At 67.0% G+C, this 25342-nt stretch carries 19 protein-coding genes, 3 rRNA genes and 1 pseudogene; 20 read left to right on the forward strand and 3 right to left on the reverse strand.

The window, feature by feature from the left end; translation table 11 throughout:
* Window positions 1-5 precede the first annotated feature (5 nt).
* The 15 genes and pseudogenes from OH809_RS23795 to OH809_RS23865 all read left to right on the forward strand — a co-directional run bounded on the left by OH809_RS23795 (window position 6) and on the right by OH809_RS23865 (window position 15890).
* Window positions 6-773, forward strand: coding sequence for an ABC transporter ATP-binding protein (locus tag OH809_RS23795; protein WP_406515505.1), 768 nt, complete (start codon window positions 6-8; stop codon window positions 771-773).
* A complete protein-coding gene (locus OH809_RS23800) occupies window positions 770-1591 on the forward strand; it encodes an ABC transporter permease (RefSeq protein ID WP_406515506.1) in 822 nt (273 codons plus the stop codon). The genes OH809_RS23795 and OH809_RS23800 overlap by 4 nt, the downstream gene beginning before the upstream one ends.
* Before the next feature lie 76 nt (window positions 1592-1667).
* Complete coding sequence (gene proC / locus OH809_RS23805) at window positions 1668-2477, forward strand: pyrroline-5-carboxylate reductase (protein ID WP_406420492.1); 810 nt, start codon at window positions 1668-1670, stop codon at window positions 2475-2477.
* Between the two features lie 111 nt (window positions 2478-2588).
* A pseudogene (locus OH809_RS23810) lies at window positions 2589-3131 on the forward strand (GlxA family transcriptional regulator); the annotation flags it as partial.
* A 658-nt stretch (window positions 3132-3789) separates the two neighbouring features.
* Window positions 3790-5315 (forward strand): 16S ribosomal RNA (locus tag OH809_RS23815).
* A 300-nt stretch (window positions 5316-5615) separates the two neighbouring features.
* A 23S ribosomal RNA gene (locus tag OH809_RS23820) occupies window positions 5616-8738 on the forward strand.
* Between the two features lie 79 nt (window positions 8739-8817).
* Window positions 8818-8934: ribosomal RNA gene (gene rrf, locus OH809_RS23825) — 5S ribosomal RNA — on the forward strand.
* The 16S, 23S and 5S rRNA genes sit together here, the layout of an rRNA operon.
* A 72-nt stretch (window positions 8935-9006) precedes the next feature.
* A complete protein-coding gene (locus OH809_RS23830; RefSeq protein WP_406515507.1) occupies window positions 9007-9651 on the forward strand; it encodes an HAD family hydrolase in 645 nt (214 codons plus the stop codon).
* Between the two features lie 41 nt (window positions 9652-9692).
* Window positions 9693-10892 (forward strand): MFS transporter, encoded by a 1200-nt coding sequence (locus OH809_RS23835; protein WP_406515508.1) that lies wholly within the window; start codon window positions 9693-9695, stop codon window positions 10890-10892.
* Window positions 10861-12033, forward strand: a complete 1173-nt coding sequence (locus OH809_RS23840) for an acetoin utilization protein AcuC (RefSeq protein WP_406420489.1) — start codon at window positions 10861-10863, stop codon at window positions 12031-12033. Before OH809_RS23835 ends, OH809_RS23840 begins: the two co-directional genes overlap by 32 nt.
* Window positions 12034-12155: 122 nt before the next feature.
* Window positions 12156-12971, forward strand: coding sequence for a phosphatase (locus OH809_RS23845; RefSeq protein WP_406420488.1), 816 nt, complete (start codon window positions 12156-12158; stop codon window positions 12969-12971).
* A gap of 128 nt (window positions 12972-13099) precedes the next feature.
* Complete coding sequence (locus OH809_RS23850) at window positions 13100-13315, forward strand: helix-turn-helix domain-containing protein (RefSeq protein ID WP_266984444.1); 216 nt, start codon at window positions 13100-13102, stop codon at window positions 13313-13315.
* A 109-nt stretch (window positions 13316-13424) separates the two neighbouring features.
* Complete coding sequence (locus tag OH809_RS23855; RefSeq protein WP_003948845.1) at window positions 13425-13523, forward strand: 30S ribosomal protein bS22; 99 nt, start codon at window positions 13425-13427, stop codon at window positions 13521-13523.
* A gap of 213 nt (window positions 13524-13736) precedes the next feature.
* Window positions 13737-14831: an NAD-dependent epimerase/dehydratase family protein gene (locus tag OH809_RS23860; RefSeq protein ID WP_406420487.1), complete on the forward strand. Its 1095-nt coding sequence runs from the start codon at window positions 13737-13739 to the stop codon at window positions 14829-14831.
* A gap of 15 nt (window positions 14832-14846) precedes the next feature.
* Complete coding sequence (locus OH809_RS23865) at window positions 14847-15890, forward strand: lysophospholipid acyltransferase family protein (RefSeq protein WP_406420486.1); 1044 nt, start codon at window positions 14847-14849, stop codon at window positions 15888-15890.
* 272 nt (window positions 15891-16162) lie between these two features.
* On the opposite strand, the gene OH809_RS23870 is transcribed toward OH809_RS23865, so the two are convergent.
* The 3 genes from OH809_RS23870 to OH809_RS23880 form a co-directional block, all read right to left on the reverse strand.
* Window positions 16163-17353 (reverse strand): DUF5667 domain-containing protein, encoded by a 1191-nt coding sequence (locus OH809_RS23870; protein ID WP_406420485.1) that lies wholly within the window; start codon window positions 17351-17353, stop codon window positions 16163-16165.
* 211 nt (window positions 17354-17564) lie between these two features.
* Window positions 17565-18341 (reverse strand): ECF subfamily RNA polymerase sigma factor, BldN family, encoded by a 777-nt coding sequence (locus OH809_RS23875; RefSeq protein WP_030928170.1) that lies wholly within the window; start codon window positions 18339-18341, stop codon window positions 17565-17567.
* 384 nt (window positions 18342-18725) lie between these two features.
* A complete protein-coding gene (locus tag OH809_RS23880) occupies window positions 18726-19682 on the reverse strand; it encodes an HAD family hydrolase (RefSeq protein ID WP_406420484.1) in 957 nt (318 codons plus the stop codon).
* A gap of 157 nt (window positions 19683-19839) precedes the next feature.
* Between OH809_RS23880 and OH809_RS23885 the strand changes: the two genes are divergently transcribed.
* The 5 genes from OH809_RS23885 (at window position 19840) to OH809_RS23905 (ending at window position 25307) form a co-directional block, all read left to right on the forward strand.
* Window positions 19840-20115: a glutaredoxin family protein gene (locus tag OH809_RS23885; protein ID WP_326604418.1), complete on the forward strand. Its 276-nt coding sequence runs from the start codon at window positions 19840-19842 to the stop codon at window positions 20113-20115.
* A gap of 272 nt (window positions 20116-20387) precedes the next feature.
* Window positions 20388-21161: a redox-sensing transcriptional repressor Rex gene (locus OH809_RS23890; RefSeq protein WP_406420483.1), complete on the forward strand. Its 774-nt coding sequence runs from the start codon at window positions 20388-20390 to the stop codon at window positions 21159-21161.
* Entirely contained in the window at window positions 21158-22660 is a 1503-nt protein-coding gene (locus OH809_RS23895; RefSeq protein WP_406420482.1) for a glutamyl-tRNA reductase, read from the forward strand. Before OH809_RS23890 ends, OH809_RS23895 begins: the two co-directional genes overlap by 4 nt.
* Window positions 22657-23643: a hydroxymethylbilane synthase gene (gene hemC / locus OH809_RS23900; protein ID WP_406420481.1), complete on the forward strand. Its 987-nt coding sequence runs from the start codon at window positions 22657-22659 to the stop codon at window positions 23641-23643. The genes OH809_RS23895 and hemC overlap by 4 nt, the downstream gene beginning before the upstream one ends.
* Window positions 23640-25307, forward strand: a complete 1668-nt coding sequence (locus OH809_RS23905) for a uroporphyrinogen-III synthase (protein ID WP_406420480.1) — start codon at window positions 23640-23642, stop codon at window positions 25305-25307. The genes hemC and OH809_RS23905 overlap by 4 nt, the downstream gene beginning before the upstream one ends.
* Window positions 25308-25342 lie beyond the last annotated feature (35 nt).

Raw genomic sequence — 25342 nt, forward strand, 5'->3', positions numbered from 1 at the left:
ATCGCATGATGAATTATTCGGGTGCCGCCATCGCGGCCCGCGGCCTCACGGTCGTACGAGGCAACCGCGCCGTCCTGCGCGGCCTCGACTTCACCGTCGAACCCGGCAGGATCACCGGCCTCCTCGGCCCCTCGGGCTGCGGCAAATCCACCCTGATGCGAGCCGTCGTCGGCACCCAGGCCAAGGTCACCGGCACTCTCGACGTTCTCGGCAACCCCGCGGGCCACCCCACCCTCCGCCCGCGCATCGGGTACGTCACCCAGGCGCCGTCGGTCTACACCGACCTCAGCGTCCGGCAGAACCTCGACTACTTCGCGGCGATCCTTCAGCCGGGCCGCAGACACCGGGACGCCCGCCGCGCCGCCGTCGCCCGCGCGCTCACCGATGTCGACCTGACCAGCCACGCGGACGCTCTCGCCGGCACCCTCTCCGGCGGCCAGCTGACCCGTGTCTCCCTCGCCGCCGCCCTGCTTGGCACCCCCGAGCTCCTCGTCCTCGACGAACCGACCGTCGGTCTCGACCCGGTACTCCGCCGCGACCTGTGGAGCCTCTTCCACACCCTCGCCACCGACCACGGCACCACGCTCCTCGTCTCCTCCCACGTCATGGACGAGGCCGAGCGCTGCCACCGCCTGCTCCTCATGCGCGAGGGCGAGATCCTCGCCGACGGCACCCCCGAGGCACTGCGCACCCACGCCCGGACTGCCACCGTCGAAGAAGCCTTCCTCCACCTGGTCGACGAGGCCGCCACTTCTCAGGAGAACGCCCGATGAGCACGACCAACACGCCGCAGCAGACCCCCGCCACCCAGCAGGCCCCCACCGGCGGCCGCGCCCGGCCCGAACCCCAGGCCCTCAGCCCCGCCCGCACTCTCGCCACCGCCGCCCGCGTCCTGCGCCAGCTGACCCATGACCCCCGCACCGTCGCGCTGCTGCTCCTCATCCCGGTCGTGTTGATCACGTTGCTCCGGTACGTCTTCGACGGCAGCCCGCAGACCTTCGATGCCATCGGCGCCTCGCTCCTCGGCATCTTCCCGCTGATCACGATGTTCCTGGTGACCTCGATCGCCACCCTCCGCGAACGCACGTCAGGCACCCTGGAACGCCTCCTCGCCATGCCGCTCGGCAAGGGCGACCTGATCGCCGGCTACGCCCTCGCCTTCGGCGCGGTCGCAATCCTCCAGTCCCTCCTGGCCACCGCGCTCTCGGTCTGGGTGCTCGGGCTCGACGTGGTCGGCTCCCCCTGGCTGCTGCTCCTCGTCGCCCTGCTCGACGCCGTGCTCGGCACGGCCCTCGGCCTCTTCGTCTCCGCCTTCGCCGCGTCCGAATTCCAGGCCGTCCAGTTCATGCCGGCCGTGATCTTCCCGCAGCTCCTGCTCTGCGGACTGTTCATCGCGCGCGACCGGATGGCACCCGCCCTCGAAGCGATCTCGAACGTCCTGCCCATGTCGTACGCGGTCGACGGCATGAACGAAGTCCTCCACCACACCGAGGTCACCGGCAACTTCGTCCGTGACGTCCTGATCGTCTCGGGCTGCGCCCTCCTCGTCCTCGCCCTCGGCGCCGCCACCCTCCGTCGCCGCACCACCTGACGTGCCGGTGCGAGGATGGCGGCGACGACGCACCACCAGAACCGCGTACCACCGCACCGTCCGGAGGGTGAACCGCATGACCCAGACAGTCGCAGTCCTCGGCACCGGCAAGATCGGCGAGGCCCTGCTCAGCGGCATGATCCGGGCGGGCTGGCGCCCGGCCGACCTGCTGGTCACCGCCCGCCGCTCCGAGCGTGCCGAGGAACTCCGTACCCGTTACGGCGTCGAGGCCGTCACCAACGCCGAAGCCGCCAAGCGCGCCGACGTCCTCATCCTCGCGGTCAAGCCCCAGGACATGGGCCGTCTCCTCGACGAACTCACCTCCCATCTCACGGCCGACCGGCTGGTCATCAGCGCCGCCGCCGGTATCACGACCGCCTTCATCGAGGACCGCCTCGCCGCGAAGACTCCGGTCGTACGGGTCATGCCGAACACCCCCGTCCTCGTCGACGAGGGCATGTCCGTCATCTCGGCGGGCAGCCACGCCACCACCGGACATCTCGCCACCGCCGAGGCGATCTTCGGCGGTGTGGGCAAGACCCTCCGTGTCCCCGAGTCCCAGCAGGACGCCGCGACCGCGCTGTCCGGATCGGGACCCGCGTACTTCTACTTCCTCGTCGAGGCGATGACCGACGCGGGCATCCTGCTCGGCCTGCCCCGCGCCCAGGCCCACGACCTGATCGTGCAGGCTGCCATCGGCGCGGCGGTGATGCTCCGGGACAGCGGCGAACACCCGGTCAAGCTCCGCGAAGCCGTCACCAGCCCGGCCGGCACCACCATCAGTGCCATCCGGGAGCTGGAGAACCACGGCGTACGCGCCGCCCTGATCGCTGCCCTCGAAGCAGCCCGCGACCGCAGCCGCGAGCTGGCCTCGGGCAACGGCTGACCCTCACTTCCCGGCGGCAGCCACCAGCTCCGCACTGGTCACGACCTTCGTGAAACCACCGCTGTGCAGCGACACAGCGGTGGCCCGCGCCAGCTCGTCCGCGCTCAGCGCGACAACGTCTGGACGTCAGCCGGCACCGCGGCCGGCATCGACCTCTGCCTCCATCTCGTCCGTACGGCCCATGGCGCCGAAGCCGCAGCAGCGATCGCCCGTTCGATGGTCACGGCCCCGTTCCGCACCGGCACCCAGGCCCAGTTCATCGAGCACCCCACCCCGCACACGGACCGGGACGCCGACACCCTTGCCGCAGTACGGGCCTTCGCCCTGACCCGCCTGGCCGAACCCCACACGGTGGCCGACCTTGCCGCCCGCGCGGGCATGTCCCCCCGCTCCTTCGCCCGCCACTTCCAGGCGACCACGGGCACCACGCCGCTGCGCCGGCTGATCACCCAACGCATCGCTGCAGCCCAGAAGCTTCTGGAGCGGACCGACCTCCCGCTCCCCGAGGTGGCCCGCCGTACGGGATTCGGCAGCGAGATCACCATGCGCCAGCACCTCGCGACCCATCTGGCCACCAGCCCCCGGGACTACCGCCTGGCCTTCCACCACACTCCGGGGCAGCCGGAGGTTGACACGGGTCGCCCGCATCCGTAGTGTGCTCCGAGTTGTCCGACGTGAGCGCCGACTCCGGTCGGTCCCCGGACAGCCATTCCGCAGGAACCACAGCGAGCAAGCGACACCTGTCGCCCAGCTTTCTGTGCGCATTTGCGAAATGAGGAATCCGCGTTCGAAGGAGCGCGACCCCGATTAGCGTCGGGGCCCAGGATTCCGCTAAAGTCTCACTCGTCGGAACGGCCCAACAGCCGGGAAGGCAAACCCCGCTGACTGGGAATCAGGCCCGAAAGGATCTGATAGAGTCGGACTCGCCGGAAAGGGAAACGCGAAAGCGAAGAACTGGAAAGCGCAGTAACAAATCTTCTGCTTCACAGAGGGCCCGCTTCGACCGGGAATCGGACACGAAAGAGTCTGATAGAGTCGGAAACGCAAGACCGAAGGGAAAGCCCGGAGGAAAGCCCGAGAGGGTGAGTACAAAGGAAGCGTCCGTTCCTTGAGAACTCAACAGCGTGCCAAAAGTCAACGCCAGATATGTTGATACCCCGGCCTGCTTCGGCAGGTTCGAGGTTCCTTTGAAAGTCCTGCCGGGCCTCACGGTTCCGGTAGGCAATTACACAGCGAGGACGCTGTGAACGATCGGTCCTATTCCGACCGGTCGTTCCGCTCTCGTGTGTGTCATCCCGATTACGGGAGAACATTCACGGAGAGTTTGATCCTGGCTCAGGACGAACGCTGGCGGCGTGCTTAACACATGCAAGTCGAACGATGAAGCCCTTCGGGGTGGATTAGTGGCGAACGGGTGAGTAACACGTGGGCAATCTGCCCTTCACTCTGGGACAAGCCCTGGAAACGGGGTCTAATACCGGATAACACTCTGTCCCGCATGGGACGGGGTTAAAAGCTCCGGCGGTGAAGGATGAGCCCGCGGCCTATCAGCTTGTTGGTGGGGTGATGGCCTACCAAGGCGACGACGGGTAGCCGGCCTGAGAGGGCGACCGGCCACACTGGGACTGAGACACGGCCCAGACTCCTACGGGAGGCAGCAGTGGGGAATATTGCACAATGGGCGAAAGCCTGATGCAGCGACGCCGCGTGAGGGATGACGGCCTTCGGGTTGTAAACCTCTTTCAGCAGGGAAGAAGCGAAAGTGACGGTACCTGCAGAAGAAGCGCCGGCTAACTACGTGCCAGCAGCCGCGGTAATACGTAGGGCGCAAGCGTTGTCCGGAATTATTGGGCGTAAAGAGCTCGTAGGCGGCTTGTTGCGTCGGTTGTGAAAGCCCGGGGCTTAACCCCGGGTCTGCAGTCGATACGGGCAGGCTAGAGTGTGGTAGGGGAGATCGGAATTCCTGGTGTAGCGGTGAAATGCGCAGATATCAGGAGGAACACCGGTGGCGAAGGCGGATCTCTGGGCCATTACTGACGCTGAGGAGCGAAAGCGTGGGGAGCGAACAGGATTAGATACCCTGGTAGTCCACGCCGTAAACGTTGGGAACTAGGTGTTGGCGACATTCCACGTCGTCGGTGCCGCAGCTAACGCATTAAGTTCCCCGCCTGGGGAGTACGGCCGCAAGGCTAAAACTCAAAGGAATTGACGGGGGCCCGCACAAGCAGCGGAGCATGTGGCTTAATTCGACGCAACGCGAAGAACCTTACCAAGGCTTGACATATACCGGAAAGCATCAGAGATGGTGCCCCCCTTGTGGTCGGTATACAGGTGGTGCATGGCTGTCGTCAGCTCGTGTCGTGAGATGTTGGGTTAAGTCCCGCAACGAGCGCAACCCTTGTTCTGTGTTGCCAGCATGCCCTTCGGGGTGATGGGGACTCACAGGAGACTGCCGGGGTCAACTCGGAGGAAGGTGGGGACGACGTCAAGTCATCATGCCCCTTATGTCTTGGGCTGCACACGTGCTACAATGGCCGGTACAATGAGCTGCGATGCCGCGAGGCGGAGCGAATCTCAAAAAGCCGGTCTCAGTTCGGATTGGGGTCTGCAACTCGACCCCATGAAGTCGGAGTTGCTAGTAATCGCAGATCAGCATTGCTGCGGTGAATACGTTCCCGGGCCTTGTACACACCGCCCGTCACGTCACGAAAGTCGGTAACACCCGAAGCCGGTGGCCCAACCCCTTGTGGGAGGGAGCTGTCGAAGGTGGGACTGGCGATTGGGACGAAGTCGTAACAAGGTAGCCGTACCGGAAGGTGCGGCTGGATCACCTCCTTTCTAAGGAGCACTTCTTACCAAGCTTGCTTGGTCAGAGGCCACTACGTCGGCAAATGTTCGACGGTGGTAGCTCATGGGTGGAACGTTGACTATTCGGCACGACAGGTTGTTTTTCACTAGTACTGCTTCGGCGTGGAACGTGGGAAGGGATCGGTTGTGTCGGGCACGTTGTTGGGTATCTGAGGGTACGGCCGTCATGGTCGCCTTCAGTTGCCGGCCCCAGTGAACTCACCTGATAAGGGTGGGGTGATGGGTGGCTGGTCGTTGTTTGAGAACTGCACAGTGGACGCGAGCATCTGTGGCCAAGTTTTTAAGGGCGCACGGTGGATGCCTTGGCACCAGGAACCGATGAAGGACGTGGGAGGCCACGATAGGCCCCGGGGAGCTGTCAACCGAGCTTTGATCCGGGGGTGTCCGAATGGGGAAACCCGGCAGTCGTCATGGGCTGTCACCCGCTGCTGAACACATAGGCAGTGTGGAGGGAACGAGGGGAAGTGAAACATCTCAGTACCCTCAGGAAGAGAAAACAACCGTGATTCCGGGAGTAGTGGCGAGCGAAACTGGATGAGGCCAAACCGTATGCGTGTGATACCCGGCAGGGGTTGCGCATGCGGGGTTGTGGGATCTCTTTTTCACGGTCTGCCGGCCGTGAGACGAGTCAGAAACCGTTGATGTAGGCGAAGGACATGCGAAAGGTCCGGCGTAGAGGGTAAGACCCCCGTAGCTGAAACATTGACGGCTCGTTTAAGAGACACCCAAGTAGCACGGGGCCCGAGAAATCCCGTGTGAATCTGGCGGGACCACCCGCTAAGCCTAAATATTCCCTGGTGACCGATAGCGGATAGTACCGTGAGGGAATGGTGAAAAGTACCGCGGGAGCGGAGTGAAATAGTACCTGAAACCGTGTGCCTACAAGCCGTGGGAGCGTCGCATGCAAGCTTGCTTGCATGTCGTGACTGCGTGCCTTTTGAAGAATGAGCCTGCGAGTTTGCGGTGTGTTGCGAGGTTAACCCGTGTGGGGAAGCCGTAGCGAAAGCGAGTCCGAATAGGGCGTTTTAGTAGCACGCTCAAGACCCGAAGCGGAGTGATCTAGCCATGGGCAGGTTGAAGCGGAGGTAAGACTTCGTGGAGGACCGAACCCACCAGGGTTGAAAACCTGGGGGATGACCTGTGGTTAGGGGTGAAAGGCCAATCAAACTCCGTGATAGCTGGTTCTCCCCGAAATGCATTTAGGTGCAGCGTCGTGTGTTTCTTGCCGGAGGTAGAGCACTGGATAGGCGATGGGCCCTACCGGGTTACTGACCTTAGCCAAACTCCGAATGCCGGTAAGTGAGAGCACGGCAGTGAGACTGTGGGGGATAAGCTCCATGGTCGAGAGGGAAACAGCCCAGAGCATCGACTAAGGCCCCTAAGCGTACGCTAAGTGGGAAAGGATGTGGAGTCGCAGAGACAACCAGGAGGTTGGCTTAGAAGCAGCCACCCTTGAAAGAGTGCGTAATAGCTCACTGGTCAAGTGATTCCGCGCCGACAATGTAGCGGGGCTCAAGCGTACCGCCGAAGTCGTGTCATTCCAGCGTATAGGGCCAACGCCTGCTGGGATGGGTAGGGGAGCGTCGTGTGCCGGGTGAAGCAGCCGCGGAAGCGAGTTGTGGACGGTTCACGAGTGAGAATGCAGGCATGAGTAGCGATACACACGTGAGAAACGTGTGCGCCGATTGACTAAGGGTTCCTGGGTCAAGCTGATCTGCCCAGGGTAAGTCGGGACCTAAGGCGAGGCCGACAGGCGTAGTCGATGGACAACCGGTTGATATTCCGGTACCCGCTTTGAAACGCCCAATACTGAATCAGGCGATGCTAAGTCCGTGAAGCCGGCCCGATCTCTTCGGAGTTGAGGGTAGTGGTGGAGCCGACGAACCAGACTTGTACTAGGTAAGCGATGGGGTGACGCAGGAAGGTAGTCCAGCCCGGGCGGTGGTAGTCCCGGGGTAAGGGTGTAGGGCGTGTGATAGGCAAATCCGTCACACATGAGCCTGAGACCTGATGCCGAGCCGATTGTGGCGAAGTGGATGATCCTATGCTGTCGAGAAAAGCCTCTAGCGAGTTTCATGGCGGCCCGTACCCTAAACCGACTCAGGTGGTCAGGTAGAGAATACCGAGGCGTTCGGGTGAACTATGGTTAAGGAACTCGGCAAAATGCCCCCGTAACTTCGGGAGAAGGGGGGCCATCACTGGTGATTGGATTTACTCCATGAGCTGGGGGTGGCCGCAGAGACCAGCGAGAAGCGACTGTTTACTAAAAACACAGGTCCGTGCGAAGCCGTAAGGCGATGTATACGGACTGACGCCTGCCCGGTGCTGGAACGTTAAGGGGACCGGTTAGCTGACTTTCGGGTCGGCGAAGCTGAGAACTTAAGCGCCAGTAAACGGCGGTGGTAACTATAACCATCCTAAGGTAGCGAAATTCCTTGTCGGGTAAGTTCCGACCTGCACGAATGGCGTAACGACTTCTCGACTGTCTCAACCATAGGCCCGGTGAAATTGCACTACGAGTAAAGATGCTCGTTTCGCGCAGCAGGACGGAAAGACCCCGGGACCTTTACTACAGTTTGATATTGGTGTTCGGTTCGGCTTGTGTAGGATAGGTGGGAGACTTTGAAGCAGCCACGCCAGTGGTTGTGGAGTCGCCGTTGAAATACCACTCTGGTCGTGCTGGATGTCTAACCTGGGTCCGTGATCCGGATCAGGGACAGTGTCTGATGGGTAGTTTAACTGGGGCGGTTGCCTCCTAAAGAGTAACGGAGGCGCCCAAAGGTTCCCTCAGCCTGGTTGGCAATCAGGTGTTGAGTGTAAGTGCACAAGGGAGCTTGACTGTGAGACCGACGGGTCGAGCAGGGACGAAAGTCGGGACTAGTGATCCGGCAGTGGCTTGTGGAAGCGCTGTCGCTCAACGGATAAAAGGTACCCCGGGGATAACAGGCTGATCTTCCCCAAGAGTCCATATCGACGGGATGGTTTGGCACCTCGATGTCGGCTCGTCGCATCCTGGGGCTGGAGTCGGTCCCAAGGGTTGGGCTGTTCGCCCATTAAAGCGGTACGCGAGCTGGGTTTAGAACGTCGTGAGACAGTTCGGTCCCTATCCGCTGCGCGCGTAGGAATATTGAGAAGGGCTGTCCCTAGTACGAGAGGACCGGGACGGACGAACCTCTGGTGTGCCAGTTGTCCTGCCAAGGGCATGGCTGGTTGGCTACGTTCGGAAAGGATAACCGCTGAAAGCATCTAAGCGGGAAGCCTGCTTCGAGATGAGTATTCCCACCCCCTTTGAGGGGTTAAGGCTCCCAGTAGACGACTGGGTTGATAGGCCAGATGTGGAAGCCTGGTAACGGGTGGAGCTGACTGGTACTAATAGGCCGAGGGCTTGTCCTCAGTTGCTCGCGTCCACTGTGTTAGTTCTGAAATAACGAACGGCCGTGTTGTTGCCCGGTGTTGGTTAATTTCATAGTGTTTCGGTGGTCATTGCGTTAGGGAAACGCCCGGTTACATTCCGAACCCGGAAGCTAAGCCTTTCAGCGCCGATGGTACTGCAGGGGGGACCCTGTGGGAGAGTAGGACGCCGCCGAACAATTATTCCGGGAAAGCCCCGTGCCCTTGTGGCACGGGGCTTTTCTGCGTTCTGAGCGTCTAGGCTCGAACCATGCGCTACGAACTGGTCATCTTCGACAACGATGGTGTGCTCGTCGACAGTGAGCCGATCTCCAACACCATCCTCTCCGGCTACCTGACCGAGCTCGGTCACCCCACCTCGTACGAGGAATCGCTCCGTGACTACATGGGGTCCGCCGTGCACCGGGTGCACGACGTCGTCGAGGAAAGGACGGGAGAGAAGCTACCCGCGGACTTCGACGAGACGCTCCACTCCCGGATCTTCGCCGCTTTCCAGGAGGAGCTGGAACCGGTCGAAGGAATCGGCGACGTGCTGGGGAAGCTCGTCGCCGACGGCGTGCCGTACTGCGTCGCCTCCTCCGGGAGCCACGAACGGATCCGGGTCGGGCAGCGCAAGACCGGGCTCGACCAGTGGTTCGAGGAGGAGTGGATCTTCAGCGCGGAGGACGTCGGGCACGGGAAGCCCGCACCCGACCTGTTCCTCCTCGCAGCTGAGCGGATGGGCGTTCCGCCCGAGAGGTGTGTCGTCATCGAGGACAGCCCGCTCGGGGTGGAGGCGGCACGGGCCGCGGGGATGGATGTGTACGGGTTCACGTCGATGATGCCCGCCGACCGGCTCGCCGGGGTGACCGGGCACTTCTCCGACATGGCCCAACTGCGGGAACTGCTCGCCTGATCCATCTACCCATGGGTAGGCCAGGGCCCTACGCTGCGGCCATGACGGATGCGCGGCTGCGGCACGGTAGGGCCTCCTTGGCGTTGAGCTTCCTCGTGCAAGGGGTCACCTTTGCCCTCCTCGTGACGCGTATTCCTGCCATTCAGGACCGGTACGGGATATCCGACGGGCTGCTGCCCGTGTTCCTTGCCGCCGTACCGATCCTGGCCGGTGTGGGCAGCGTGGTCACCGAGAAGGTGGTCGCGCGGGCACGGCCCCGGGTCGTACTGAGGTGGGCGCAGCCCGTTGTGCTGCTGGCGCTGCTCGGTGTCGGGGCCGGCAGCGAGCTGTGGCAGGCGGCCGTCGCGCTCGGGGTATTCGGACTGTCCGTCGGGGCGCTCGACGCCTCCATGAACATGATGGGGGTCAGCCTTCAGCGGGCGTACGGGCGCAGCATCATGCTCGGGTTCCACGCCGCGTACAGCATGGGCGGGATCGCCGGGGCGTCGGTGGCGTGGGCCGGGGCGCACTGGGATCTCCCGCTGCTGGTGTCGTACCTTCCCGCGGTCGTCGTGCTGCTGCCTGCCGCGTTCATCGGGAGCCGGTGGTACGTCGAGGGGAAGGCTGAGGGCGAGAGGCAGGGGGCAGAGCGTCAGGGCGGCTCGGTCTCGTTCAAGCTGCTGATGCCGCTCTGTCTGGTGATGAGCTTCGCGTACATCGGGGACTCGACGGTCTCCAACTGGAGTGCGAAGTATCTGCAGGACGTGCTGGGGGGTTCCGAGCAGCTGTCGACCGTTCCGTACAACGTCTACATGGTGACGACGCTGCTGGGGCGGGCCGTGGGGGACTTCGGGGTGCGGCGGTTCGGGGCTGTGGCTGTCGTGCGGTTCGGGAGTGTGCTGGCCGCGGCCGGGTTCGCGGTGGTGGCGGTGGCTTCCGGGGCGTGGATCGGGATGCTCGGGTTCACCCTGCTGGGGCTCGGGCTCTGTGTGATCGTTCCGCAGACGTTCGCGGCCGCCGGGCGGATGTTCCCGGGGGCGAGCGACACGGCGATCGCCCGGCTGAATGTCTTCAACTATGTGGGGTTCCTGGTGGGGTCGCCTCTGGTGGGTGCGCTCGGGGACGCGTGGAATTACCGGGGCGCGATGCTCGTCCCGATGGTGCTGGTGCTCGCGACGCTCGCGTACGCCAAGTCGTTCGGTTCGGAGCCTGCCCGATACGGTGGCGGGCATGAGCGGCCGCACACAGTTGATGTGGGATGACGAAGTAACGGGATACGACTTCGGGGACGGTCATCCGATGGACCCCGTCAGGCTTGTCCTGACGATGGGGCTGGTGCGGGCGTTCGGTCTCGACAACGCGGTGGATGTGGTGGCCGCCGAGCCGGCCGGGGAATCCACGCTGCGGCTCGTGCACCGTGAGGACTACGTGGCGGCCGTGCGCGCGGCCTCCGCGGATCCCAGGGCGGCCGATCAGAACTACGGACTCGGGACGATGGACGATCCGGCGTTCGTGGGGATGCACGAGGTGTCGGCGCTGATCGCCGGGCAGTCGGTGGCCGCCGCCGAGGCGGTGTGGCGCGGGGACACCGCGCATGCGGTGAACTTCGCGGGCGGGCTGCACCATGCGATGCCGGGCGGTGCGGCGGGGTTCTGCATCTACAACGACGCGGCGCTCGCCATTGCGCGGCTGCTGGAGCTGGGCGCGGAGCGGGTCGCGTACATCGATGTGGACGTCCACCACGGTGATGGGGTGCAGGCCGCGTTCTGGGAGGACCCACGGGTTCTGACCGTGTCGCTGCACGAACATCCACGGACGCTCTTCCCGCAGACCGGCTGGCCGGAGGAGACCGGTTCCGGTGCAGGGAAGGGGGCCGCGGTGAATGTGGCACTGCCCGCCGGTACGGGGGACGCGGGGTGGCTGCGGGCGTTCCATGCGGTGGTGCCGGAGCTGATCGCGGACTTCCGGCCGCAGGTGCTGGTGACCCAGCACGGGGCCGATACGCACTTCGAGGATCCGCTCGCGCATCTGGCGGTGTCGCTGGACGCGCAGCGGGCGGTCATGGAGTCGTGCCATGAGCTCGCCCACGCGCATACGGAGGGCGCGCGGTGGGTGGCGCTCGGCGGGGGCGGGTATGCGGTCGTCGATGTGGTGCCGAGGTCCTGGACGCATCTGGTGGGGATCGCCGCGCATGCGCCGGTGGACCCCGAGGCGGTGATTCCTGCCTCGTGGCGGGACGAGGTCTATGCCCGGACCCGGCAGCTGGGGCCGGGCCGGATGACCGACGGACGTACGCCTTCGTGGCAGCCGTGGGAGGCAGGGTACGACCCGGCGGACCGGCTGGATCAGGCGGTGCGGGCGACCAGGCGGGCGGCGTTCCCGTTGCGGGGGCTGCTGGCCTGAGGCGGGTGGAAGCGGTCCGGTTCGGCTGTTTCTCCGCGGCGGTGGGGACGGGGTTACGCCAACTGTGGGGCCCGACCTCTCTTTTGGCCCTCCGTCCGGGTGATTGAGGCAGCATCGGCAGGGTGTTGAGCACCGGAGCGCTGCGCGCGCATCTGCTGGCGGCCCGGCTGGCCGGGCCCGTGGCCACCTCGCGGGAGGTGAGTCTGCGGAGCTATCGGCTGTTCGCGGCCAGGGATCCGCGGGTGATGCTCGGGCTCGACCCCGCATGGGGGTGGGAGGCGCCCGATCTGCTTCGGCTGATGGCCGACAAGTGCGGGGTTTCGAACGATCCCGCTCACGTTGCGGGTCCTGATGTGATCGATCCGGAGCGGACGTTGGCCGGTCTGGATGCGTTTGCCCAGCGGTTGTCGAGCGCGGCGGTCCGGCGGGCGCCGGTGCTGTTCGGGACCGGTCATCCGCACCGGCTGCTCGGGTTCTACGTCGCGCTGGCAGACGCCATGTCGTCGGCGGGGTGCGCCGTACTCACCCCAGCGCAGGGGAGATGTGTCGACATAACGACCCGGTTCGGCGTACGCACGTACAAGCTCGACTACGTACGGGGAGTCGCCATGGTGCGTGAACCGGGCATGCGGTCCCATGGCAGTGAGCCGGGCGCACATACCCACTCGCCGCTGCCGGTCCGGGTCGCGCTGGAGGCGGCGGTGGTGGTCCACGGGCGGCTTCCGGAGCTGGTCGTCGGGGACCATGGCTGGGTCTGCGGCGCAGGTCAGTTGGGCATTGAGGCAATCGGTCTGGCGGATACGGACGATCCCGCGCTGTTCGTCGGGGAGGCCGAGGGGCGGGTCTCGGTCGCCGTTCCGCTCGACGACGCCGTGCGGTCCGCTTATTACCGGCCGCTTACTCGCTATGTACTCAATCAGGCGTGTCTGTCACAGTAGGCGGCCGATGGTCCCTCCTCTTCCCCACTCGCATCACCCGCCCCTAATCTGGGGAGTGAGCGCACAGCGACGAAGAGTCACCGGAGGGGAAGCCGGTGCGCGTCTCGTGCGGAAGGTACAGGTGGGTCATGGCTGGTGCTGGCAGCGAGAGGCCTCTCAACGAGGTCAAGTTTCTGACCGTGGCGGAAGTCGCCTCGGTCATGCGCGTGTCGAAGATGACCGTGTACCGCTTGGTGCACAGTGGTCATCTGCCGGCGATCCGGGTGGGCAGGTCCTTCCGGGTCCCGGAGCAAGCGGTTCACGAGTATCTCCGCGAGTCCTTTGTGGGGGTGGAGTCCGCCTGACGGTCACCTCGGATTACGTCCCTCACCCGGTGGCGGGTAGGCTAGGCCGACGTAGGTCGTGTGGGCCCAGACGCCCCGCACCAGTGAAGAGAAGTGAGCGAGGGTAGTCGTGGGCTCTGTTATCAAGAAGCGGCGCAAGCGGATGGCCAAGAAGAAGCACCGCAAGCTGCTCAAGCGCACGCGCGTTCAGCGTCGCAACAAGAAGTAAGCGAACGCTGTTCGTGAATCCGCAGCCCTCCCGCCGATACGGCGGGAGGGCTGCGGTGCGTTTGCGGGAGGGGCCTCTGCGGGCGTGTGTGGGCCGTGTGACGCACATTTGGGCCAAAGACTCGGCAGAAGGCCGCCGCGCAGTCATCACAGGGCAACATCCACCCGCTACGGTGACGGCCAGGGGAAACCTCTTCGACGGAAGGCGCTGATCTTGGGGAAGGTCGTGCTCGTCACGGGAGCGGCCCGGCAACTGGGCGGCCGATTCGTGCGGCGCATCCAGCGTGATCCGGACGTGGACCGGGTGATCGCCGTCGACGCGGTCGCGCCGGCACACCAGTTGGGTGACGCCGACTTCGTACGTGTGGACATTCGCCAGCCCGCGATCGCCAGAGTCCTTGCCGCGCACGCCATCGACACGGTCGTGCATCTGGACGTCAGCGGCAAGGCGCTCGGCGCGGGCGGCCGGACCACCGTCAAAGAGACCAACGTCATCGGCACCATGCAGTTGCTCGGTGTCTGCCAGAAGTCGCCGACGGTCCGGCGGCTGGTGATCAAGTCCAGTACGAGTGTGTACGGCTCCGCGCCGCGAGATCCGGCCGTCTTCACCGAGACCACCCCGCCCAAGTCCCTGCCGAGCGGGGGCTTCGCGAAGGACGCGGTGGAGGTCGAGGGATACGTACGGGGCTTTGCGCGCCGCCGGCCTGACGTGGCCGTGTGCGTGCTGCGGTTCGCGAACATCCTGGGGCCGGACGCGGACTCGCCGCTCGCCGACTACCTGGCACTGCCCGTGCTGCCGACGGTGTTCGGGTACGACCCACGGCTCCAGTTCGTGCACGAGGACGATGTCATCGACGTACTGAGGATCGCCTCGCACGAGCCGCGGCGCGGGACGCTGAACAGTGGCACGTTCAATATCGCCGGCGACGGGGTGCTGCTGCTCTCGCAGTGCGCGCGGCGGCTCGGGCGGCCGACGATGCCGGTGCCGCTGCCCGCTGTCACCTGGGTGGGCCAGGCGCTCCGTACGGTCGGCATGACGGACTTCTCGCCGGAGCAGATCCGGCTGCTCACGCATGGCAGGGTGGTCTCCACCGTCCAGATGCGCGAGACGCTGGGCTTCCACCCGGGATTCACCACCGCGGAGACGTTCGCCGCGTTCGCGCGCGGCCTGGGTCCCGGACTGCTGCCGCCCGAGACGGTGGGCAGGGCCGTCGACCGGCTGGCGGCGCTGCCGTTCGCCGGTGGGACCGGCGAGGTTCCGGTGACCACCGGGGCAGGCGACACACAACCGACCCCCGGCGCCAGGTAGAGGAGCGCACCGACGATGGCGGATGCCAAGGTCATTCCGTTCGATGACGACCGTTCACGGTCGGGTGGCGCGCAGCGGTCCGCCCGCCGGCGGGCAGCCGCGGGGCCCGCGGTGGGCACCGCAGCCCTCAGCGCCCTGCCGGGGCAGCAGGACGCCGTGCAGGCCCAGGAGGCGGTGCAGGGGGTGGCGGGTGCGCAGGCTCAGGAAGGGGCTCGGCGCGGCAGCTGGGACCGGCGGATCGCGGGTGGGCTCGCCTTTCTGCGGCGGCGGGTCACCGGTGAGTACGAGGTCGACGAGTTCGGGTACGACAAGGAGCTCACCGATCAGGTTCTGATGTCGGTGCTGAGACCGATGTACGAGAAGTACTTCCGGGTCGAGGTGAAGGGCATCGAGAACATCCCGTCGGACGGCGGGGCACTGATCGTGGCCAACCACTCGGGGACGTTGCCGCTGGACGGGCTGATGCTTCAGGTCGCCGTGCACGACACCCACCCGGCCGACCGGCATCTACGGCTGCTCGCCGCGGACCTGGTGTTCATGATGCCGGTGGTGAACGAATTGGCCAGGAAGGCCGGGCACACGCTGGCTTGCGCGGAGGACGCGGAGCGGCTGCTGAGGCAGGGCGAGGTCGTCGGGGTGATGCCGGAGGGCTTCAAGGGCATCGGCAAGCCGTTCGGGGATCGGTACAAGCTGCAGCGGTTCGGGCGGGGCGGCTTCGTGTCGACGGCGCTGCGGGCCGGGGTGCCGATCGTGCCGTGCTCGATCGTGGGGGCGGAGGAGATCTACCCGATGATCGGCAACGCGAAGACGCTGGCGCGAGTGCTGGGGACTCCGTACTTCCCGATCACACCCACGTTTCCCTGGCTGGGACCGTTGGGTGTGGTTCCGCTGCCGACGAAGTGGACGATTCAGTTCGGCGAGCCGATTTCTACGGACGGATATCCGGTGGAGGCGGCGGAGGATCCGATGCTGATGTTCAACTTGACGGATCAGGTGCGGGAGCAGATTCAGCACACGCTGTACAAGTTGTTGGTTCAGCGGCGGTCGGTGTTCTTCTGACGGTGCGTGCTGTGTGTGCCCGGGGCGTTCGACAGTCGGCTTGTCCTCAATCGCCGGACGGGCTTGATGTACCGGCGATTGAGGACGGTTGGGGCCAGGGGGCTCCCCCTGAGGGCCGTCCCGCAATCCCTGGCGGGCGCACGACGACAGCTACGGCACCTCGCTGCGTTGTCGGAACGCCCGAATACGCCCAGTATGAGGACGATCCTCCGCCTTGCGATGCACCGCACCGGACGCCGCAGGCTGATCCACGAAGATCGACCGGACAGGACCTAGTCGTCTTCGCTCTCGTTGTTGATTCCCAGGCCTGGGAGCAGCCCGGGGAGCAGCGGGGGCAGTGTGACGTCCGGGGTGGGTGGGGTGGATCCCCTGCCCGTTGTGGACGGGGTGGCGCCCGGTGACGGGGGGTCCAGGAGGCCGTCCGTGCCGCCCGCGATCAGGCCGTCGGCCGGGGTGGAGGCCGAACCGGACGGGTCCGGGGTGCCGGTGTCGCCCCGCCGGCCCTGTGAGGCTCCGGGGGACGAGGGCGCCGGGCTGTCCGTCAGGGACGGGTCGTCGGACTGCTGCGACGAGCCGGACTGTTGCGAGTCGGTGCTCCGGTCCGGGGTGCGGGGCAGCAGAGACTGCAGCGGTGCGACCTCTTCGTCTATGGCCTCGAAGACCGAGCTGACCTCGTCCCCGACGTCCGTCAGCTGGACCGGCAGCCGGTCGCGCAGGCTGCTCCAGCTCCCGCGGTGGTTGCGGGAGAAGGAGTCCAGGGTCTGGATCGGGCCGAGTGTTCCGTCGCGCTGGTACGCGGCGTGGAGCAGGCGGTGGCCCTCGGTGGCATCGTGCGTCATGCCGTTCAGCGTGCGCCTGATCTCGCCCAGTGATTCGTGGTCCAGATCGCCCGCGCGGTCGCGTTCCATGAGTCTGCGGGCCTCGCTCAGCCGCGTCGATGCCTGGTCGAGGTAGACCTCGCCGCGGTCGGTATCGCCGTTGGCCATACCGAGGTGGATGTCCTCCATGCCGCGCTTCAGCCCGTACAGCGAATCACCCGGAAGGGCGTCGGAACTGGCAGCGGCTACTCCGCCGAAGGCTCCCGCGGCGACGCCGACGGTGAGCCCGCCGGCGGCGAGCCCCTTTGTCCAGCGGGAGCGGGGGCGCAATTTTCGGAGTGGGGAGGCCCGGTGGGCCCCCTTGCTCCGTTGTTCGGGCACCGTAGGGCCCGTGGATGCGCCGCCCTCGGCAAACATGGCCTCCATGGCGGCCACGAGCTGCGCTCGCTGCACCACTTTGACCTCGGGATCCAACTCCGGTCTCGGCAGCTCACCGAGGCCGTTCGCCAGGGCCAACAGCGTTCCGTGGTCGGCCGGTTCGGCCGGTTCCTCGGGCTGTACGGCCGCCGCACCCTGGAGCTTCTGCTCCTCCAGGGCCTGGGCGAAGGCGTTCGCCCGCCGGTGTGCCGAAACGTTTGCGATCACTGGCGGCACCTCCTCTCGTCATGACGGTCGACTCCCCTGGGGGTCCGGAAGGTTGCACACCTTGAGCGCTTCCACACGAATGAGTGAGTGTAGGCGGACATGGAGTGACGACAGGGGGCCTGCAACCGGCACAACGAGTGGCGCGGCACATGGGTTACGCACGAAAGATGATCGGACCAGTGCGTGATCGGGGCGTCGCCGAGGGTGATTCTCAGCGGGCATCGTCCGGCAGCAGTCGGGCGAGGGTGCGGACGGCGCGGTACTGCAAGGTCTTGATCGCGCCCTCGTTCTTGCCCATCACGCGGGCCGTCTCGGCGACCGAGAGGCCCTGCAGGAAGCGCAGCGTCACGCATTCCTGCTGCTGGGGGTTGAGTCGGCGCACGGCTTGCAGCAGTGCGGCGTTGGAGAGGGACTCCAGGACGGAGTCCTCGGGGCTGCGCTCGACCTCGTTGGCGTCGAGCATTTCGCCGGTGGTCACTTCCAGCCGGAACCGACTGGACTTGAAGTGGTCGGCGACCAGGTTGCGGGCGATCGTGACCAGCCAGGCGCCGAAGTCGCGGCCCTGCCAGGTGAAGGTCGAGATGCGGCGCAGGGCGCGCAGGAAGGTCTCGCTGGTGAGATCCTCCGCCGTGGCTTTGCCGCCCACCCGGTAGTAGATGTAACGGTAGACGGTGTCGCTGTACTGGTCGTAGAGACGGCCGAAGGCGTCAGCCTCACCGGCCTGTGCGCGCTCGACGAGATCCATCATGCGCGCGCTGTCGCTGTCGGCGGTCGGCCGACGAACGGTGGACGTGGTCGTTGCGCCGCGGTTGCTGCGTCTTCCGACCGCCGCACCGCGTTCGGCCAGGGCGTAGCAAGGGCCGACAGGTGCAGGGGTGGCAAAGGCGGGTACGGCGTACGCGGTGGGGACGAAGCCGCGCAAGCGGTCGGCGACCGTTGCGCGCAGCGTAGCCAGGCCCGAGGCGTCAACCCCGACGTGTGGGTACACGGGACTCCCAGAGGCAGAGCTTCCATCACGTGCAGTGCGAAACCGTCACTCGTCGTAGTGAGTGGGGGTTCCGGAATGCGTCTGAGGAGAATAACGCTTCGTACAGGCAGCGCTACACCCAGTTGCTCAAATCACCGATTCCGTCGCTTCTGTAGCGACTATGAGACGCATCAAGTAGCACATCGTGACCGGTTATTGATCGGATTACTTCGTGATCTGGCTGCGGCCGCGACGGGTTGTGGTCGGGTGCGCGCAATCCGACTGGCGGGAGCGGTCGGTGGGTAAGGGGCCCCGATTGGCGGCTGGGGCCGGGCGTGGCCCGGCCCCCCGGGGCGGAGGCCGGGCCACGTGGTCGGTGTGTCGGTGTGTCGGTGCGTCCGCGGGTCAGCGGCGGCGGCGGTGCAGGGCGACCGCGGCCGCGGTGCCGCCCGCGAGGGCGCCGACACCGGCGGCGGCCGGGATGCCGACCTTGGCCGCCTTGCGGCCCGTGCGGTAGTCGCGCAGCCGCCAGTCCAGGGCCCGGGCGTGCTTGCGGAGCTTGGTGTCCGGGTTGATCGCGTACGGGTGTCCGACCAGGGACAGCATCGGGATGTCGTTGTGCGAGTCGCTGTACGCGGCGCAACGCGCCAGGTCGAGGCCCTCGGCGGCGGCCAGGGCGCGGACCGCCTCGGCCTTCGCCGGCCCGTGCAGCGGTTCGCCGACCAGGCGGCCGGTGTAGACGCCGTCGACGGACTCGGCGACCGTGCCGAGCGCGCCGGTCAGGCCGAGGCGGCGGGCGATGATCGTGGCCGTCTCCACCGGGGCGGCGGTGACCAGCCAGACCTTCTGCCCGGCGTCGAGGTGGGCCTGGGCGAGGGCGCGGGTGCCGGGCCAGATGCGGTCGGCCATGTACTCGTCGTAGATCTCCTCGCCGATGGACATCAGCTCGGAGACGCGGTGGCCCTTGACGATGGACAGGGCGCTGTCGCGGGCGTCCTGCATGTGTTCCGGGTCCTCGACGCCGGCCAGTCTGAACCAGGCCTGCTGCCAGGCGAACCGGGTCAGCTCGCGGCGCTGGAAGAACTTGCGTTTGTACAGGCCGCGGCCGAAGTGGAAGATCGCCGCGCCCTGCATGACGGTGTTGTCCAGGTCGAAGAAGGCGGCGGCCCGTTCGTCGCCGACGACCGGGAAGGCCGGTTCCGGCTCCTCGGTCGTGGCGGGGGCCGTGCCGGTGGATCGTCCGGCGGGCTGTTCGGCGCGGAGTGACGACTTCCGCGCTGCCTCGGCTGCTGCCTCGCCTGCCAGCACGCTCCGTGCTGTCGCGGAATGCCTACGGGGTGTGAGCCATCCAAGAGCGGCCATATCGTGAGCATAGCCAGTCCGTTCGGCCTTTCCCGACGTGCGGGGATGTGGTGGCGTGAACTCTCGGGGACCGAATTGTTAAGCGGGCGATTCCGGGCGTAACGGATCAGCGCCGGACGGGCTCCGGAAACGGCAGGCGGGCGCGCAGAATATAGGCATGAGTGCCTTGCTGCGTCGTACGAAGAAGAAGCCCGCGGACCGTGTCGTGACCCTGGTCGGGAAGCCTGGCTGTCACCTCTGTGACGACGCGCGGCTGGTGGTGAGGGAGGTCTGCGAGGAGACCGGCGCGTCCTGGGAGGAGAAGGACATCACCCAGGACGAGGAGCTGCACCGGGAGTACTGGGAGCAGATTCCGGTCGTCCTCATTGATAACGAACAGCACACGTTCTGGCGGGTGGACCCGGCGAGGCTGCGCAGCGCGCTGCTTTCCTGAGTGAAACCCGGTTACCATCATGGGCGTTTTGAGTGGTCTCGGGGGTGTAGTCGTGAGGAGTGTGTACCGCCTTGCCCCCTTCGGGCCTGCAACGGGCTGATGCGATCCATGGTTCCGGGATCGCGCGACGGATGTGCGTGACCCCGGTCACTTTGACCGGACAAAACGGACACCATCTTTGTGCACACGTTCACAAAGACATAGCCTGCATTCGACGGGGCGGTCTTGGAACATGCGGCCGCCTGCAGCCCCGCTCATCCCGCAGGAGCACCGTGGCAACTGGCCGAACTCACCGACCGGCGACCCGTAGCCGAGGAATTCCCGAGGCCACCGTCGCCCGGCTTCCGCTGTATCTCCGCGCACTGACCGCGCTCTCCGAGCGCTCGGTCCCCACGGTCTCGTCCGAGGAACTCGCCGCGGCGGCGGGGGTCAACTCCGCCAAGCTGCGCAAGGACTTCAGCTACCTCGGTTCGTACGGGACGCGCGGGGTCGGCTACGACGTCGAGTATCTCGTCTACCAGATCTCCCGCGAACTCGGGCTCACCCAGGACTGGCCGGTCGTCATCGTCGGTATCGGTAACCTCGGCGCCGCGCTCGCCAACTACGGCGGCTTCGCCTCCCGTGGCTTCCGGGTCGCCGCGCTGATCGATGCCGACCCGGCGATGGCCGGTACGCCCGTCGCCGGGATCCCCGTCCAGCACGCCGACGAGCTGGAGAAGATCGTCAGGGACAACGGCGTGTCGATCGGTGTCATCTCGACCCCCGCCGGTGCCGCACAGCAGGTCTGCGACCGGCTCGTCGCCGCGGGCGTGACCTCCATCCTGAACTTCGCACCGACGGTGCTCTCCGTGCCCGACGGCGTCGACGTCCGCAAGGTCGACCTCTCGATCGAGCTCCAGATCCTTGCCTTCCACGAGCAGCGGAAGGCGGGCGAGGAAGTCCCCGGCGGGAACAGCGTCGACCCGGCCGCGCCGCCCGTGCGTGCCGCCACGGACAGCAGCCGGAAGGGACCCGACGGGGACGTTCCCGCCGTGATGCCGGCATGAGTCTTCTTGTCGTCGGGCTGAGCCACCGCAGCGCCCCCGTCTCCGTACTGGAGCGGGCCTCGCTGGCTGCCGGGACGCAGGCCAAACTGCTGCAGGACGTCCTTGCCGCGGAGCCCGCGGCCGAGGCCGCCGTCCTGGCCACCTGCAACCGCATCGAGCTGTACGCCGACGTGGACAAGTTCCACGCCGGTGTCGCCGAGCTGTCCACGCTCCTCGCCCAGCACAGCGGGGTCGGGCTGGACGAGCTCACTCCGTATCTCTATGTGCACTACGAGGACCGGGCCGTCCACCACCTCTTCTCGGTGGCGTGCGGGCTGGACTCGATGGTCGTCGGCGAGGGCCAGATCCTCGGCCAGATCAAGGACGCGCTGGCACTGGGGCAGGAGCTTCACACCGCCGGCCGGCTGCTGAACGACCTGTTCCAGCAGGCCCTGCGGGTCGGTAAGCGTGCCCACAGCGAGACCGGGATCGACCGGGCCGGGCAGTCGCTCGTCACCTTCGGTCTGCAGCAGCTCGCCGACGGCGCCGATGTCGCCGTCTGGGCGAAGGGCAAGCGCGCCCTGGTGATCGGCGCCGGTTCGATGTCCTCGCTGGCTGCCGCCACGCTGGCCCGTACCGGTGTCGCCGAGATCGTCGTCGCCAACCGGACCCGGGCCCGCGCCGACCGGCTCGTCGAGATCCTCCATCAGCCTGGCGGAACGGGAGTGACTGCCCGCGCCGTGGAGATGGCCGCGGTGTCCGACGAACTGACACGTGCCGATGTCGTCGTCTCCTGCACCGGTGCGACCGGTCTCGTGCTGACCGCCGAAGCCGTCGCCGGAGCGCTCGGGCTGCCCTTCGACGCGGCCGTCACCGCGCCCCCGGCGCCCGCCGCGCCCGCCGCCGACCTGGACCAGCACGCCGCATGGGTGGAGAACGGCTCCGCCACCACGACCGCGCAGGTACGGGCCGTCCGCCGGGTCACCGTGCCCGCGCAGTCCCAGTCCGCCGGACCGGTCAGGCTCGCCCTGCTCGACCTCGCGATGCCGCGCGACATCGACGGCGCCTCGACGCGCCTCGACGGTGTGCGCCTCGTCGACATCGAGTCACTCGCCGAGGCATCCGCGGACGCCCCGATGGCCGCCGATGTGGACCAGGTGCGCACCATCGTCGCCGACGAGGTCGCCGCGTTCGGTGCAGCCCAGCGCGCCGCCCACATCACACCGACCGTCGTCGCCCTGCGCACGATGGCCGCCGATGTGGTGGCCGGCGAGATCGCACGGCTCGACGGACGCCTCCCCGACCTGGACGAGAAGCAGCGCGCCGAGATCACGCAGACCGTGCGCCGCGTCGTCGACAAGCTCCTGCACGCGCCCACCGTGCGGGTCAAGCAGCTCGCCAGCGAGCCCGGCGGCGCCGGGTACGCCGATGCGCTGCGGGAACTCTTCGACCTCGACCCGCAGACGGTCGCCGCCGTCTCCCGGGCAGACCTGAACGACCCGAATAGAGGGCGGTCATGACCGACAACTCATCCCAGCGCGAGCAGACCGGCGCGCCGCTCCGGCTGGGCACCCGGCGCAGCAAACTTGCCATGGCGCAGTCCGGCCTCGTCGCCGACGCGGTCAGCGAGGTGACCGGGCGCGCCGTCGAGCTCGTCGAGATCACCACGTACGGAGATGTCTCCCGCGAGCACCTCGCGCAGATCGGCGGCACCGGTGTGTTCGTCGCGGCGCTGCGCGAGGCGCTGCTGCGCGGCGAGGTGGACTTCGCCGTGCACTCGCTGAAGGACCTGCCGACCGCACAGCCCGAGGGCCTCGTCCTCGCCGCCGTGCCGGTGCGCGAGGACCCGCGCGACGTGCTGGTGGCGAGGGACGGGCTGACCTTCGAGCAGCTGCCGTCCGGTGCCCGCATCGGCACCGGTTCGCCGCGCCGCATGGCGCAGCTCAACGCGTACGCCCGGAGTCACGGCCTCGACATCGAGACCGTGCCGGTCCGCGGCAACGTCGATACGCGTATCGGATTTGTACGAAGCGGTGAACTGGACGCGGTGGTTCTCGCCGCAGCCGGGCTCAGCCGCCTCGGCCGGACCGGTGAGGTGACCGACTTCCTGTCGGTCGACACCGTTCTGCCCGCTCCCGGCCAGGGAGCACTGGCGATCGAATGCGCTGCAACCAGCGCGGACCTCGCCGCAGCACTCGCCGAGCTCGACGACCCGTACACCCGGGCCGCCGTGACCGCCGAGCGCGCCCTGCTCGCCGCCCTGGAGGCCGGCTGCTCCGCACCTGTGGGTGCGCTGGCCGACTTCCTGGTCGACGGACAGGTTGTCAACGAACTGCGCCTGCGCGGTGTCGTCGGTTCCACCGACGGTTCCTCGCTGGTACAGATGTCCACCACCGGTCCCGTCCCCACGTCGCCCGACGACGCGGCGGCCCTCGGTCGCGAGCTCGCGACCGAGATGCTCGCCAAGGGTGCGGCCGGTCTTATGGGGGAGCGAGCACTTTGAGCCCCACCGGCCCCGCCGCATCCGACTTTCCGGTCCTGTCCGCAGGGCACGTCACCTTCCTCGGCGCCGGTCCCGGCGATCCGGGACTGCTGACTCTGCGCGCTGTCGAGGCGCTCGCGAGCGCGGACGTCCTTGTCGCCGAGCCGGACGTTCTCGGCGTCGTCCGCGGCCATGCGCGGGCAGGCGTAAGCACACCTGAGCTGGCGGTTGTTGACGTGACGTCAACAGCCGCCGGGGTGCCCGTTCTCAGGGACGCGGCCAATCTTGTCATGGAGGCCGCGAAGGGCGGCAGGCGGGTCGTCCGTGCCGTCTCAGGGGACCCGGGCCTGGACGGGAACACAGGCGCGGAGATGCTCGCCTGTGCCGCCGCCGGCATTCCCTTCGAGGTCGTGCCGGGTGTCGCGAACGCCGTGGGCGTGCCCGCGTACGCCGGTGTGCCGCTGCGTGATACGCAGGGCGCCGACGTCCGGTTCGTCGATGCCCGGACCGCCTCGGACCGCTGCTGGACCGAGGTCGGCGCCAGCGATGCCACGGCGGTCGTCTCGACGACGCTGGACTCGGTCGCGGCCGCCGCGGGCGAGCTGGTCTCTGCGGGCCGCAAGCCCGACACCCCGCTGACCGTGACGGTCGCCGGCACGACGACGCGCCAGCGCACCTGGACGGCGACCCTCGGGACGATCGCCCAGGTCCTGAAGCAGGCGAAGGTGCTGCCGTCGCCGGACGGGCACCAGCCGGTCATAGCCGTGGTCGGTGAGTGCAGCTCCGCTGCCCAGCGCAACCAGCTCTCGTGGTTCGAGTCCAAGCCGCTCTTCGGCTGGAAGGTGCTCGTGCCGCGGACGAAGGAGCAGGCGGCGTCGCTCTCCGACCAGCTGCGTTCGTACGGCGCCGTGCCGTACGAGGTCCCGACGATCGCCGTCGAGCCGCCGCGTACGCCCCAGCAGATGGAGCGCGCGGTCAAGGGCCTCGTCACGGGCCGCTACGAGTGGATCGCCTTCACCAGCGTCAACGCGGTCAAGGCGGTCCGTGAGAAGTTCGAGGAGTACGGGCTCGACGCCCGTGCCTTCGCCGGGATCAAGGTTGCCGCGGTCGGCGAACAGACCGCCGACGCACTGATCGATTTCGGTGTGAAGCCGGACCTGGTGCCGTCCGGTGAGCAGTCCGCCGCCGGTCTGCTGGAGGACTGGCCGCCGTACGACCCGGTCTTCGACCCGATCGACCGCGTCTTCCTGCCGCGCGCCGACATCGCCACGGAGACGCTCGTCGCCGGCCTCATCGACCTGGGCTGGGAGGTCGACGACGTCACCGCGTACCGCACGGTCCGCGCCTCGCCGCCGCCGTCCGACACCCGTGAGGCGATCAAGGGCGGCGGGTTCGACGCGGTGCTCTTCACCTCGTCGTCGACCGTCCGGAACCTGGTCGGTATCGCGGGCAAGCCGCACAACGTGACCGTCATCGCGTGCATCGGCCCCGCCACGGCGAAGACCGCGGAGGAGCACGGCCTGCGGGTCGACGTGCTCTCCCCGGAGCCGTCGGTGCACAAGCTGGCCGAGGCGCTGGCCGAGTTCGGCGCGCAGCGCCGGGAGGCGGCGAAGGAGGCCGGTGACCCGGTGACGCGGCCGAGCGAGCGGCGTCCGGGTGCGCGCAGGCGTCGTACGACGACCTGACCGGCCGGGTCGGGGGTGTTCAGGGGTCCGGTTGC

This window comes from Streptomyces sp. NBC_00873, from assembly GCF_045207415.1.
GTDB lineage: Bacteria > Actinomycetota > Actinomycetes > Streptomycetales > Streptomycetaceae > Streptomyces.